Source organism: Natrinema sp. 74 (assembly GCF_046097095.1).
GTDB lineage: Archaea > Halobacteriota > Halobacteria > Halobacteriales > Natrialbaceae > Natrinema.
The window spans coordinates 255,642-267,892 of record NZ_CP175698.1 but is presented as its reverse complement, the minus strand read 5'-3'; the positions used below and the strand labels follow the sequence as shown (position 1 = coordinate 267,892).

The following is a 12,251-nucleotide window of genomic DNA, read 5'->3' as shown; positions in this document are numbered from 1 at the left end:
ACGGTCAACACACCACCGATATTGGCATGATCGCGGTTCGATTCCGTGAATCGGCGTTAAGGCGGCCATAGCGGCAGGGTTCCTCCCGTACCCATCCCGAACACGGAAGATAAGCCTGTCTGCGTTACGGCCAGTACTGGAGTGCGCGAGCCTCTGGGAACCCCGTTTCGCCGCCATCCACTCATACTTCATTCCACATTACCCCCATAGCACCGCTGCCCGGTGTTATGGGGGTTTTCTGCATTTGTGCGCTGACAATACACCGCTCGAGAAATGTCCGTATACACAACACCCCTTCACTACCGCACCAAATATTTTTGGAACGGGGCTTATCCTGTTACCTCTGGAAAGCTGAGCTATGGATACAGGGGTAGACGTGTCCGATCTCGATGCTATTTACGGAGTACTGTCCGATTCACATCGGAGGTACGTTCTGTACTATTTTCTCGAGAACGAACGCGCTAATATCGACACGTTGGCTTTGCAACTCGCCGCGTGGAAACACGACAAAGCGCTTAAGTCCGTCTTGGAAGACGAGAAAGAAGCAATTACGTTAGCGCTCCTTCATAAGCATCTCCCTCAGTTAGCGGAACACGGGTTTGTTACGTTCGACCAACGAAGCGGCGACGTTGTCGTCGGGACTAATTTTCACGTCGTCCGCCCGACCGTCGAACATGCGCGAGAGGTCGAAGAAACGGATTCCATCGTCGGTAACGCAACCGAGTCGTTCCTTTACAGCAATCCGTTAGCGGAATCGACGAACAACGATCACTAGTCGCCGACAGCTCAGGGAAGTCTTAGTAGAACTGAAACGATTCATACTGATCGTGACGCTGTCGTGCGATCAGGCGTGCAATGACGTTCAGTTGCTACTATAGCTCGGAGCGAGGAGTGTAGTTCTCGACGATGATACGAGATTGGGAGTAGACCGGCAGCCCACGGGCTCTCGAGGAGGTGATATCGCCCGGAACACTAACGTCCAACCTCATCCTGTGGCGGCGTGCCGCGTCGGTTGGCTAACCCTCGTGCCGGGCGGGGGAACGAACGGTCCCCAGAGGCTACTGTCGCGTGCCCGGGTTCGCCGTGCTGTCATCGCACCCAAACGGGTAGGCTCGGACGGGGACTAAAGGCACGCAGTTCGTCTACGGTCGTCGGTCGTTTAACTCTTCTACTCTCTCCGTCAGTGCGGTTCAACTGGGTTGTGGCGTCTCGGTGACGGTGCCTTCGTTCTCCGAGAGCCACTGCTCGTAGGTGTCGGGCTCGAGGACGACGATTTCGCCCTCCATCCACGAGTGGCCGGCGCCGCAGAATTCAGCACAGACGACATTGTAGCGCCCCGGTTCGTAGACGATGGTCCGGGCGCGAGTGTAGCGGCCGGGGAAGGCGTCCTGTTTGACGCCGAGAGCGGGCACGAAGAGCGAGTGGATGACGTCTTCGCTCGTGAGCCAGATGGTCACGCTCTCGTTAGCGGGGATGACGATCTCGTCTTCGGTCGTGATGTTTGCCCCGGGGTATGATGCCTGCCACTCCCACTGGTACCCGGTAACGTGTACTTCCCGGTCGTCGGTTTCGGGAAGGTCTGCGAACGAGTCGAGTTCCTGCTGGCCGTGGTCGATATCGGCCGACTGTGACGGTGAAACGTAGGGGTTGATGAGGACGTTGTAGCCAGAGAGGCCGACGAATAGCAGGATGATTGCCGTTGCCGCTGTCCAGGTAATCTCGAGGGCGGGGTCCTCCGTGGTCGGCTGTGGATCGTCATTGTTGTGGAACTTGACGGCCGCGTAGACCAAGATGAGTAGGACGAACAGGGTAAGCGGAAGAGCGACGTAGAGCAACTGGTACTCGAGGCCGTCGATGAGTTCGCGGTTCGCCGACTGTGCCGCGACCGAGCCGGGGAGCGCGAGGAGGCTCAAAAGGACTACAACGGAGAGCGTCTCGATTGTGCGCCGACGGTGACCCATTAGCAGGGATTCGAGGGCCGTGTTGATATACGGCAGCCACGGATCGTTGAAGTGTCACGCGTTCGTACCGGTTTTAGGGACCGCATTCCCGTAGAAGACGTATTAGAACGGATGACAATCAGCGCGTCGTCAGTTGATCTTTATTGGGGCTGGTGGTGAGACCATCGCTATGCACGGCGATGAGCGGTGCGGTCGATCGAAAGGAGGTGGGAAAAAGCGATGAACCGCGCACTCGTCGAGGTCACGCTTTTCGTTCTCGTGACCATCAGCTGTCTGGTGACGGTAGCGATTGCGCGACGGTTGCGTGCCGATCCGTCGCCGGACGGCGGCTATGCCGCGGGCCGCGACCGGCGGTTCGGTCTCGCCGATGCGAAGGCGGCCGCTGTTCGGTGGACGACAACGACGAACCACCGAGAGATCGGCCTGCTCTACATCGCGTTCGGAACTGTCGCGGCGCTTTGGGGTGGGATCGACGCGATGATGATGCGGACGCATCTGCTGACGCCGGAGGCGAACCTCTGGACGGAGCAGACGTACAACGAACTGTTCACGATGCATGGGCTGACGATGCTGATCTTCTTCGTCACGCCGGTGTTTTTCGGGGTCGGAAACTATTTCCTCCCGCTGTTAATTGGGGCCGACGACATGGCGTTTCCGCGGCTTAACGCCGTCGGATTCTGGATGTTGCCGCCGTCTCTGTTGCTCGCCCGATTGGGAATCGTCGCCGAGGTGACGGCGAAGGTCCTCGCGCTGGTGGTGCCTGCCGACTGGCTGACGGCGTTGTTCGCGTTACGCGAGCCAGCGATCGGCTGGTATCTGTATCCACCCTTGTCGCTGGCACCGAACCCGCAGACGAACTTTTTACTGCTCGGGCTCCACCTGAGTGGCATCGCTACCACGATCGGTGCGATCAACTTCGTCACGACGGTGATTTACGAGCGCGACGAGTCGATCGGCTGGGCGAATCTCGACATTTTCTCGTGGAACATGCTGATCACCAGCGCGATCGTCATCTTCGCGTTTCCGTTGCTCGGAACCGCCGTGCTCATGCTGTTGTTCGACCGGAACTTCGGCACGACGTTCTTTGCGGTGGAGGGCGGTGGGCCGATCCTCTGGCAGCACCTCTTTTGGTTCTGGGGCCATCCGGAGGTATACATCATCTTCTTGCCCGCGACGGGACTGATGAGTCTTATTTTGCCGAAGTTCGTCGGTCGCAAGCTGTTCGGGTTCAAGTTTATCGTCTACTCGACGATCGCGATCGGTGTCCTCTCCTTTAGCGTCTGGGCCCATCACATGTTCGTGACCGGCGTCGATCCGCGCGTTCGAGTGAGTTTCATGGCGACATCGGTCGCGATCGCTGTCCCAAGCGCGATCAAGGTGTTCAACTGGATCACCACGATGTGGAACGGTGACGTCAGGCTCGCCGCACCGACGATCCTCTGTGTCGGCTCGATCGGCCTGTTCATCGTCGGCGGCGTCACTGGTATCTTCCTCGCGGTGATCCCCGTCGACATCATGTACCACGGCACCTATTACGTCGTCGGTCACTTCCACCTCATCCTCATGGGAATCATTCCACTGATGATGTTCGCGGCGAGTTACTACTGGTATCCCCTTCTTACCGGTCGAATGTACGACCGTCGGCTCGCGCTCTTCCAGTCGTCGCTGCTGGTCTCTGGCTCCGCGTTGACGTTCATGACGCTGATGGCGCTTGGCTTCCTCGAGCACCCCCGCCGGTGGGCGACGTATCCGCCGCGGTATTCGACGCTGCACGTCATCGCGACCGTCGGCGCGTTCATTATCGGTCTCAGCGTCTTGATGTGGCTGTATAACATGCTTTGGTCGTATTTCCAGGGAACGCCGGTCGAGACCGCCGACCCCTGGAGCCTGAAAGCGACCGAGCAGTTCACACCGGAATGGCAGTGGTTCGAGGATCGACTCGAGCGCGAACGCGGAATCCCACCGAGCGAACCGGACGAGGTCCGGGCATCGTACGTTCCCGCACGCGAGGAGCGGCCGCCGTCGCTCTACGGTCGAATTGAACCGGTCGCCCGCACCGTCGCGAACGACGCGGGCGCGGGCGCGACCGGCGGGTTCGTCGGAACGATGCTCATGTCGGGCGTGTTCTTCGCGGCGGTGGTGTTGGGCGTGTTCGACCTCGAGTCGTTCGCGAACCTCGCGACGCTCCTCGGGCTGCCCGAGAGCGTCGCTCTCGGCTACGCGCTCTTTCTCGTCGGCGGGATGACGGTCTGGTCGCTGTTGTTCCTCTCGCTGGGCGAATATCTGCCGGGCGAGCTCACGCTCGTTACGGGGCTGTGGTACGCGACCGTGATCGCCTCTGGATTCGCGATCGCGTTCTACAGTGGTCAGTCCGGCCTCGAGCTGGTCGCGTACCTCGTTTTCGTCCTGATCGCACACTGGCTCTACGGGCTTGGCCTCGCGGGAACGATCACGTATCTCGGCGGCCGCCAGCGCCGTCCGTCGACGGGGGAGACCGAGTAACGATGAGCGACGACGATGCGCCTCCGGAGCCGGCCGATCCGCCAGCGACGGACGAGACGGGGCCGACCGAGCCGACGGCCGAGTCGGAATCGCTGGTGTTGACCTACGCCGCGCCGTTTCTCGGCGTCCTCCTGATCGCCGCCGGACTGCCACTCTCGATCATCGGTGGGTACGTCGTCGTCCAGAACAGCGTCGGGCTCTGTGGCGACCCGGCGATCACGGCGACGCCGGTCGACGAGTACGACGACGTTCCAGCGACCGTCGGGGAACTCCCCGCCGAGGAGCTTACGGCCGCCGAACGGCGAGCGCTCGAGGAAGCGATCGAGAGCCCGCTTCGGGAGGGGACGATCGACGGCGATATCGAGAACGGGGAGGCGCTGTTCGACGGTGTCGTCATCCCGTACGAGGGGCAACGCTACTATGTCCAGATCACGTCACGGAACTCCTGTCTCGCGGCCGAGCCATTGCTGTTCCCGATCGGCGGGATTGCGATTCTCGTGGGGATCGCCGGCGTGTTGACGCCGCCGATCTATCGGAAGATGGCCGGTTTCGAAGAGCGGATGCGAGGTGATCGGGAGTAGTCCGCCGGTGCGTTGATTCGGTGCCGACGCTAGTCGCCGCCGGCGTTCGGCTCGTCGTGGGTCATCTCGTCCGGGTCGGGTGCGACGACTTCGCCGTCGCCTGGCTGTTGGGCGGCGTAGGAGAACTGGCCCTTGCCGTCAGGGGAGTCGCCCTGCGTCCACGGCATCTCGGGATCGGGCTGCTCCTCGCGCCGGGTCGACATGAACGTGTAGTTGTACTCTTGGTTTTCCTCCTTTTGGGGGAAGCTCGCGGGGACAGGGACCGGATCGTCGAGGGTTTCCAGCGCCTGAAGCCACTGGTTTTGGTGCATCGTGTCGCGGGCGATCAGGTAGGAGAGCATGTCCTTCATACCGGGGTCGTCGGTGTACTCCCAGAGGCGAGTCGCGAGGGTGCGCCCAGTCGATTCGGCCATCACGTTCGCATAGAGGTCGCCGGCGAGGTTGCCCGACGCGACGATGTAGTTACCGGTGAAGGGGACCCCGTTGCTGTCGACTGGCATCGCCGACTGGCCGGACGAGAGGAACTGCCGCGGCCCTTGTGCGGTCATCGCCTCGGCCGTCTCCGTGGTCTCTTGGACTTCGTCGCGCATGCTCTTGGACGAGCCGCGGAGATTTTTCGTGACGGCCGACGCGAGCATTTCGATGTGGCCGAGTTCCTCGGCTGCGGTTTCCATCAGTAGATTTCGGTACTCCGTGTGCTGTTCCGGCACCGCCCAGGCCTGAAACATGTACTGGAGGGCGACGCGCATTTCTCCCTCTTGGCCGCCGATCGCTTGTTGCAGGAGTTTCGCGAAGTGCGGATCCGGCTCTTCGACGGTGACCTCGTATTGAAGCGCTGGTTCTTGGAAGAACATCTACGGATTCCTGCCGGTAGCCAGCGGTATAAACCACTGTTACGACCGGATTTGAACGTTTCACGGGCTGGTAATTGTCGGTCATGACTCTCTCTATGAAATCGAAGAACTCGCCTCGGACGCCGCTCGGTTGACGCGCTTGTGACTGCGAGTCGCCGACGCCCCGGATGCTTGAGACCGATCCCGATCCGGACGAGCCATCGGGAACGCGGTTAGGCCCCATGGCCGCTCTCATACCGTCACCGTCGCGCCGACGTAGAGGACGGCCACGAGGAAGAGCCACACGGCGTCGACGAAGTGCCAGTACAGCGAGACGGTCGCGACGGACGTGTCCCGTTCCGGGCCGTACTGTCCCTGAATCGCTCGCCAGCAGAGGACGGCAATCCCGCCGACGCCAAGCGTGACATGGAGGCCGTGGAGGCCGGTCAGCCCGAAGAAGGCGCTGCCGAAGATACCGCTCGTGAGGGTGAACCCCTCCGCGGTGACGAACTCGTAGTACTCGTAGGCCTGCCCGGCGAGGAAGACGGCCCCGAGCGCGAGGGTCGTCCCGAGCAGTCCGAGGAAGCGCCGCCGGTCGTCGGACTCGAGGGCCTCGTGTGCGAAGTGGAAGGTGACGCTGCTGGTGACCAGTAGCGCGGTGTTGATCGCGACGAGCGAACCGAGCAGCGGCGGCAATTCTTCGGGCGGCCACGTCCCGACTCTGACGAAGAAGTAGTAGACAAACAGCGCGCCGAACGTCGAGACGTCGGTGGCGAGAAAGAGCAGCGTCGTCGAGACGTACGACTGCCGTGATTTGGGGGCGCCCTGCGCGTCGCGAGCGGGTGCTAGAAACGCCTGCTCGACCCAGCCCGCGATCCCGGTCAGCAGGACGATCGTCCCGACGACGGCGAGGGCAACCCCGATCACCGGCGGGACGATGTCCGTCACTCGCCCGAAGATGTAGCCGCCGAACCCGATGTAGAGCCCGCCGGCTCCGACGGCGGCGATCAGCGGCCAGCGACTCCGGTGGTGGTCGTGGTCGTCGTGATCGCCTCGTCCGCGGTGGTCACCGTACTCTTCGGGTGCCTGCCCTTCGGGAACCCGGCGGCTCGCGCCGTCCCCCGCGCGTTCGCGCTCGCTGGACGGCTCCCCGGATGCGCCAGCGTCCATACTCTCGATCCCACGTCGAGCCGGAAAAAGGATCGCCGCTCGAGCGCCGTTATGGAGCCGCTACACCCCGGATCAGTAGAAGTACTCGTCTTCCGAGAGTTGGACGTAGCGATCGTCGCGGTACGTGTACTTCTTGCGTTTGTACAGCGCGAGGATTTTCGCGGCGTCGATGCCGGCGGTGTAGCGCCGGTCGATCAGGACGTTGTCGGCACTGTTGCCCTGCATGTCGTTGACGGTGTCGAACGCCCAGTCCCAATCGTCGGGGCCGTACTCGTCGACGATGTCCGCAAAGGAGACGTTGCGCAGGATCTCGTCGCCGATCGCGTCCTTCCAGATGTCGTTGTAGTTCTCGAGCGAGTCCGTGCCGGCGAGGCGGCCGGCGATCTTCCCGGTGCGGACGGCGACGTGGTAGCCGCCTTCGTGGAAGGCCGAGGTGGTCCCCATCGCGCCGCCGGCGACGGCGATGTTCGCGCCGACCGGTGAGTCGATCGGCCGCGTCGAGGAGATCGGGTAGGTTTCCGTCCCCTTGGACTTCCCGCGGTCCTCGACGCGCGGGATGTCCGTTTCGATATCGTACTCGTCGCCGTACTCTTGCTCGAGCAGACGACGGATGTATTCCGCCCCGGAGGGGATCTTCTCGTCGTCGGGCCGCAGAAGCTTGTAGCCGCCGGGATTCTCGACGTCTTCGAGGTCCATCCCGATCGGCATCGTCAGTCCGACGCGGGCGACCGTGCCGTCGTTCGGGAAGACCCACGGATAGGCGGTCTCGCCGGGCATGTACCCCCACCAGAACGTGAGGGTGTCCTCGAACTCGGCGAACAGCTCTTCGGGGAACTCCCGATACTCCTGATAGGCGATGTGGTTGGCTTCCGGCGGCGAGAGGTAGTCGGAGACGCTCCGGCCGGGTGCGGTGAACTGGTCGAGCGCCTCGAGCGTGACCCGGCGCTGCGGGCCGTCGGCGAGGACGACGTACTGGGCCTCGACGTGATCGCCGTTTGCGAGCGTCACGGTGTGTGTCGGCCCTTTTGAACTCGACGCGCGGAGGTCGGTCTCGAGGGTTTTGACGCCGGTGCCGACGCGCAAGTCAGCGCCCGCTTCGGCGGCGCGTTCGTAGAGCCAGTCGTCCATGCGCGCGCGGTGGAAGGTGTAACCGAACTTCGGATAGGTTGATTCGATCCCGGTCGTCCGCAACTCGACGGCGCTATTCGGGCCGACGAACTCTGTCCCCTCGAGTTCTCGGAGGATGACATCGTCGGGGATCTCCCGATAGTCGAACCCCATGATATCGATCCAGTAGTCGAGCATCCCTGCCGCGTCGGTCGAGTCCGGTCCCAGCTCCTCGCGGTCCTCTCGGGGTACCCCCTGCTCGAAGAGGACCGTCTCGGCGCCGTGTGCGGCGGCCTGTTCGGCCGCGGACGCACCGGCGGGGCCGCCGCCGACGATCGCGACGTCTACGCGTTCCATACGCCGTTGAGACTCATTGGGAAGTTATAAAAACTGCGAGGCGGGTTTCTGGTCGCCTCGGCGAAGTCCGCCGGCGGTCGGTCGCTGGGCAACCGACCGAGTGCCGCGAGACGAACGCTTTTGAGCGCACTGGACGACGCCACTGACATGACCGACGCCGACGCGCCGGACGTGCTCGTCCTCCGGAAAGGAACTCACGGAACGTCGATCGAACGGTATGTCGACGCGATCCGCGATCGCCTCCCCGATCACACCGTCGCCCTCGCGCGGACGCCCGCCGAGGAGCGCGAGGTGATCCGAGATGCGACGTTCGTCACGGGGATGACCCTCGAGGAAGAACTCCTCGAGAACGCCGAGAACCTCTCGGTCTTTGCATGTGCCTACGCGGGGACCGGTCACCTCCCGCTTGCGGAACTCGAGGAACGCGGCGTCGCGGTGACCAACGCTTCGGGCGTCCACGGGCCGAATATCGGCGAGCACGTGCTGGGCGCGATCCTGCGGTTCACTCGCCGGTTCCACGTCGGCGCGCGCCGCCAGCGCCGCCGCGAGTGGCGACATTACAAGGCCCACGAGCTACAGGGGTCGACGGTGACCGTCGTCGGACTGGGCGCGATCGGCGAGGCGGTCTGTGAGCGCCTTGAGCCGTTCGGCGTCGAGACGATCGGCGTGCGCTACACTCCCGCAAAGGGCGGGCCGACGGACGAGGTGGTCGGCTTCGAGGACGAGGCGTTCGACGACGCGCTCGCGCGGACGGACTACCTCGTGCTCGCCTGTCCGCTCACGGAGACGACGCGAGGGCTGATCGACCGCGATGCGTTCGTTACGATGGACCCCGAGGCGGTGCTGATCAACGTCGCCCGCGGGCCGGTCGTCGACACCGACGCGCTCATCGCCGCGCTGCGCTCGAACTGGATTCGCGGCGCGTCGCTGGACGTGACTGATCCCGAACCGCTGCCCGAGGACAACCCGCTCTGGACGCTCGAGAACGTCCAGATCACGCCCCACAACGCCGGCCACACGCCGAAGTACTACGACCGGCTGGCAGACATCGTCACCGAGAACCGCCGCCGGGTCGACGACGAGGGGACCGACGTGACTCTGCGGAACCAGGTGTTGCCCTGATCGGCCGTTCTCCGACCGACGCCGTCGCCGTCTGCCCGTCGCCTCGAGCCGTCTAACGCACCTTTTTCATCCCCTGCATCGAACTGCGCGTATGACACTTTCGTTCGGCGGAACGATTCTCGTCCCCGTCGCCGATCCGGACGACGGGGAGCGAACGGCGGTGGCGCTCGCGCCGCATCTCGAACCCTCGAGTGCGGTGCTCGTCGTCAACGTGATCGAGAAGGCCGGCGGCGCGCCCGACAAGGCCTCGGTCGAACAGCGCGAGGAGTACGCCCGGGAGATCTTCGAGCGCGCCCGCGGGCCACTCGAGGAACGCGCGGCCTCGGTCGAGACGGCGATCTTGTTCGGCACGGACGTCGTCGAGGCGATCACGAACGCGGCAAAAGAGCGAGGCGTCGACGCGGTCGTCTTCGAGCCACGCGGGGGCAACCGGTTCGCGGAACTGCTCTCAGGTGACGTGGCTCGGCGACTGGTCACGCGGGCGTCGGTGCCGGTCGTCGCGCTCCCTCGCGAGGAGTAAGACCGCAGTCGTCCGTCGTCGGAACGCCGATATTGGCCGCAACCGGTGACACCGTCACTAAAACCAGTGAATTTACATCAGTATAATGACGACTAGCGCGTATGACGCCCTCTACCGACTGTCGAGGATACGATCTGTCGATTATCGCCGGGACAGGACTGGCGCTGTTTGCGTACGCTGCCCACAGCGGAGCGGTCGCACTGGCGCTCGGTTGTCTCTGGATTGCGTTCGGGCTCTACCGATACGTACCCGAGGACGAACACGTGCTACAGGGGCTCGTCGGTCTGCTGGCGGTCATTCTCGGCGGCATGGCTCCGATATCGGTCCTCGTCGGGACGCCATTTGGAGCCTGGTTAGTCGGTACCAACCCGATACCGCTCGCAGTTGGCATCGCGATGCTCGTCGTTCTGTTCGCACTGGTTCTCCGGCGCGTCCTCCCGCCCGTCTTCGAATCGACTGACATCGTCGATCCGTCTGGTCGGTGACGTTCCCGTCGAATCTGCCGCCGAATCCTCGAACGGTCGTTACTCTCCGTCTGCGAGTTCGACGCGTCCCGTCTGATCGACCGTGACTCGATAGTCGCCGTAGTCGAACGTGACGTTTCCAACGGGTTGGCCCGCTCCCCCGGCGGACTGAAATAGCGAGTCCAGCGCCGACGGATCGATCACGTCGTACAGCGGTCCAAACTCGTCGGCGATTTCGAGTGCATCCAGATCCGACTCGGCCGCGATCGCTTCGATGACCGCTTCGGTGAGCGACTGCTCCGGTTCGGCTTGATAGGCCGATTCTCCGCCTCGCGGTCGAGACTCCTCGGCCAGCGTTTCGGTTTCCATACCCCTATTACCGGTTCGAGCGGGGAAATGATCCCCATTGGAGACCCAACGACTTAAGACGGGGTGCGTTTACCGATCGCGTTCCGCCGAATTCGCCTACCCTACCGGCATCGGGCGGTCATCGTCCGTTAGAGATAGCCGTTTTCGAGCAGCAGTTCGCCGTTTAGCACGCTCGCGCCCGCGGCACCGCGGATCGTGTTATGAGCGAGGCAGTTGTACTGTAGGCCGAAGGGAGTCTCCTGTAGTCCGCCCGCGGCGATGGCCATCCCGTCGCCGAGCGTGCGGTCCATCCGCGGCTGCGGGCGGTCGGGGTCCTCGAAGACGTGAATGAGCGGGTCAGGTGAGGAGCGCAGATCCAGCGAGGAGTACTCGCGCATGGTCTCGGCGGCCTCTTCGGGGCTGGGCTCCTCCTCGGTCTCGACCCAGACGTTCTCGAGGTGGCCGTCGATCGTCGGGATGCGGTTACAGGAGGCCGAGACGGCCATGCCGTTGTGCGACAGTTCCGCGCCGTCGAAGTCACCGAGCAGTTTCCGGGATTCGGTCTCGAGTTTGTCTTCCTCGCTGCCGATGTAGGGGATGGCGTTGTCGATAATTTCCATCGAGGAGACGCCGTCGTAGCCTGCGCCCGAGACGGCCTGCAGCGTCGAGACGTGGACCTTCTCGAGGCCGTACTCTGCCAGCGCCGCGAGCGTGGGGACGAAGGTGATCGTCGAGCAGTTGGGATTCTTGATCATCGCGCCGTCCCAGCCGCGTTCGTCGCGCTGGACCTCGAGCAGGTCGAGGTGGTCGGCGTTGACCTCCGGGATGACGAGCGGGATGTCGTCGTCCATGCGGCCGTTCGAGGAGTTTGAGGAGACGACGTAGCCCGCCTCGCAAAACGGCGGCTCGACCTCCGCGCCGACGCTCGAGGGGAGCGACGAGAACAGGAGGTCGACATCGTCGGGGACCTCGTCGGGGTCGGTCGCCGTGACGGTGGTGTCGGCGACGTCGTCCGGGATGGGGCTGTCGACGCGCCACTTTGCGGCCTGTCGATACGTCTTGCCGGCGCTTGCCTCGCTGGCGGTCAGTGCAGCAATCTCGAAGTCCGGATGGGGATCGAGCAGCTGAATTAGTCGCTGTCCGACTGCGCCGGTCGCACCGAGCACGCCTACTCGTACTGCCATTTTTCGCCACTCCGAGTCGTGTCCGCAAAACCGTTTGGGTTTTCGGTAGCGCGTGTCACTGAGCGGATGCACCGCGTCGGCGCAGGGACAGCGCCCGGATAG

General features: G+C 63.4%; 12 protein-coding genes and 1 rRNA gene. 7 read left to right on the top strand and 6 right to left on the bottom strand.

Annotation, left to right across the window (positions count from 1 at the left end; all coding sequences use genetic code 11):
* Nucleotides 1–57 precede the first annotated feature (57 nt).
* Nucleotides 58–179: ribosomal RNA gene (gene rrf, locus ACJ70B_RS01360) — 5S ribosomal RNA — on the top strand.
* A gap of 197 nt (nucleotides 180–376) precedes the next feature.
* Nucleotides 377–775 (top strand): hypothetical protein, encoded by a 399-nt coding sequence (locus ACJ70B_RS01355; protein WP_408958626.1) that lies wholly within the window; start codon nucleotides 377–379, stop codon nucleotides 773–775.
* A 415-nt stretch (nucleotides 776–1,190) separates the two neighbouring features.
* Here ACJ70B_RS01355 and coxB read toward each other — a convergent pair whose 3' ends face one another.
* The gene (gene coxB / locus ACJ70B_RS01350) at nucleotides 1,191–1,961 is read right to left on the bottom strand and encodes a cytochrome c oxidase subunit II (protein WP_408958625.1); all 771 of its coding nucleotides are present in this window, start codon (nucleotides 1,959–1,961) and stop codon (nucleotides 1,191–1,193) included.
* Nucleotides 1,962–2,180: 219 nt separating this feature from the next.
* Here coxB and ACJ70B_RS01345 point away from each other — a divergent pair, with 219 nt between their 5' ends.
* Both ACJ70B_RS01345 and ACJ70B_RS01340 read left to right on the top strand, forming a co-directional pair.
* A complete protein-coding gene (locus ACJ70B_RS01345; RefSeq protein ID WP_408958624.1) occupies nucleotides 2,181–4,463 on the top strand; it encodes a DUF6789 family protein in 2,283 nt (760 codons plus the stop codon).
* Between the two features lie 2 nt (nucleotides 4,464–4,465).
* Nucleotides 4,466–5,044, top strand: coding sequence for a hypothetical protein (locus ACJ70B_RS01340; protein WP_408958623.1), 579 nt, complete (start codon nucleotides 4,466–4,468; stop codon nucleotides 5,042–5,044).
* A gap of 29 nt (nucleotides 5,045–5,073) precedes the next feature.
* On the opposite strand, the gene ACJ70B_RS01335 is transcribed toward ACJ70B_RS01340, so the two are convergent.
* From ACJ70B_RS01335 to ACJ70B_RS01325, 3 genes are all read right to left on the bottom strand, one after another.
* On the bottom strand, nucleotides 5,074–5,898 hold the full coding sequence (locus ACJ70B_RS01335) for a manganese catalase family protein (protein ID WP_408958622.1): 825 nt from the start codon (nucleotides 5,896–5,898) through the stop codon (nucleotides 5,074–5,076).
* Nucleotides 5,899–6,129: 231 nt separating this feature from the next.
* Nucleotides 6,130–7,047 carry a heme-copper oxidase subunit III gene (locus ACJ70B_RS01330; protein ID WP_408958621.1) on the bottom strand — a complete coding sequence of 306 codons (918 nt, stop codon included), beginning with the start codon at nucleotides 7,045–7,047 and terminating at the stop codon, nucleotides 6,130–6,132.
* A 72-nt stretch (nucleotides 7,048–7,119) separates the two neighbouring features.
* Nucleotides 7,120–8,511 carry an NAD(P)/FAD-dependent oxidoreductase gene (locus ACJ70B_RS01325; protein WP_408958620.1) on the bottom strand — a complete coding sequence of 464 codons (1,392 nt, stop codon included), beginning with the start codon at nucleotides 8,509–8,511 and terminating at the stop codon, nucleotides 7,120–7,122.
* A gap of 147 nt (nucleotides 8,512–8,658) precedes the next feature.
* Between ACJ70B_RS01325 and ACJ70B_RS01320 the strand changes: the two genes are divergently transcribed.
* The 3 genes from ACJ70B_RS01320 (at nucleotide 8,659) to ACJ70B_RS01310 (ending at nucleotide 10,638) form a co-directional block, all read left to right on the top strand.
* Complete coding sequence (locus tag ACJ70B_RS01320) at nucleotides 8,659–9,633, top strand: D-2-hydroxyacid dehydrogenase (RefSeq protein WP_408958619.1); 975 nt, start codon at nucleotides 8,659–8,661, stop codon at nucleotides 9,631–9,633.
* Between the two features lie 91 nt (nucleotides 9,634–9,724).
* Nucleotides 9,725–10,153: a universal stress protein gene (locus tag ACJ70B_RS01315; RefSeq protein WP_408958618.1), complete on the top strand. Its 429-nt coding sequence runs from the start codon at nucleotides 9,725–9,727 to the stop codon at nucleotides 10,151–10,153.
* 101 nt (nucleotides 10,154–10,254) lie between these two features.
* Nucleotides 10,255–10,638, top strand: coding sequence for a hypothetical protein (locus ACJ70B_RS01310; RefSeq protein WP_408958617.1), 384 nt, complete (start codon nucleotides 10,255–10,257; stop codon nucleotides 10,636–10,638).
* 39 nt (nucleotides 10,639–10,677) lie between these two features.
* Here the strand turns inward: ACJ70B_RS01310 and ACJ70B_RS01305 are convergent, their stop codons facing one another.
* Together ACJ70B_RS01305 and asd are read right to left on the bottom strand one after the other, a co-directional pair.
* Nucleotides 10,678–10,986: a HalOD1 output domain-containing protein gene (locus ACJ70B_RS01305; RefSeq protein ID WP_408958616.1), complete on the bottom strand. Its 309-nt coding sequence runs from the start codon at nucleotides 10,984–10,986 to the stop codon at nucleotides 10,678–10,680.
* A 128-nt stretch (nucleotides 10,987–11,114) separates the two neighbouring features.
* Nucleotides 11,115–12,149 carry an aspartate-semialdehyde dehydrogenase gene (gene asd / locus ACJ70B_RS01300; protein ID WP_408958615.1) on the bottom strand — a complete coding sequence of 345 codons (1,035 nt, stop codon included), beginning with the start codon at nucleotides 12,147–12,149 and terminating at the stop codon, nucleotides 11,115–11,117.
* Nucleotides 12,150–12,251 lie beyond the last annotated feature (102 nt).

What these genes read in the sequence shown, in the direction of transcription:
- coxB (WP_408958625.1), bottom strand. Translation starts at nt 1,961, where the DNA reads ATGGGTCACCGTCGGCGCACAATCGAGACGCTCTCCGTTGTAGTCCTT.
- ACJ70B_RS01345 (WP_408958624.1), top strand. Translation starts at nt 2,181, where the DNA reads ATGAACCGCGCACTCGTCGAGGTCACGCTTTTCGTTCTCGTGACCATC.
- ACJ70B_RS01340 (WP_408958623.1), top strand. Translation starts at nt 4,466, where the DNA reads ATGAGCGACGACGATGCGCCTCCGGAGCCGGCCGATCCGCCAGCGACG.
- ACJ70B_RS01335 (WP_408958622.1), bottom strand. Translation starts at nt 5,898, where the DNA reads ATGTTCTTCCAAGAACCAGCGCTTCAATACGAGGTCACCGTCGAAGAG.
- ACJ70B_RS01330 (WP_408958621.1), bottom strand. Translation starts at nt 7,047, where the DNA reads ATGGACGCTGGCGCATCCGGGGAGCCGTCCAGCGAGCGCGAACGCGCG.
- ACJ70B_RS01325 (WP_408958620.1), bottom strand. Translation starts at nt 8,511, where the DNA reads ATGGAACGCGTAGACGTCGCGATCGTCGGCGGCGGCCCCGCCGGTGCG.
- ACJ70B_RS01320 (WP_408958619.1), top strand. Translation starts at nt 8,659, where the DNA reads ATGACCGACGCCGACGCGCCGGACGTGCTCGTCCTCCGGAAAGGAACT.
- ACJ70B_RS01315 (WP_408958618.1), top strand. Translation starts at nt 9,725, where the DNA reads ATGACACTTTCGTTCGGCGGAACGATTCTCGTCCCCGTCGCCGATCCG.
- ACJ70B_RS01310 (WP_408958617.1), top strand. Translation starts at nt 10,255, where the DNA reads ATGACGCCCTCTACCGACTGTCGAGGATACGATCTGTCGATTATCGCC.
- ACJ70B_RS01305 (WP_408958616.1), bottom strand. Translation starts at nt 10,986, where the DNA reads ATGGAAACCGAAACGCTGGCCGAGGAGTCTCGACCGCGAGGCGGAGAA.
- asd (WP_408958615.1), bottom strand. Translation starts at nt 12,149, where the DNA reads ATGGCAGTACGAGTAGGCGTGCTCGGTGCGACCGGCGCAGTCGGACAG.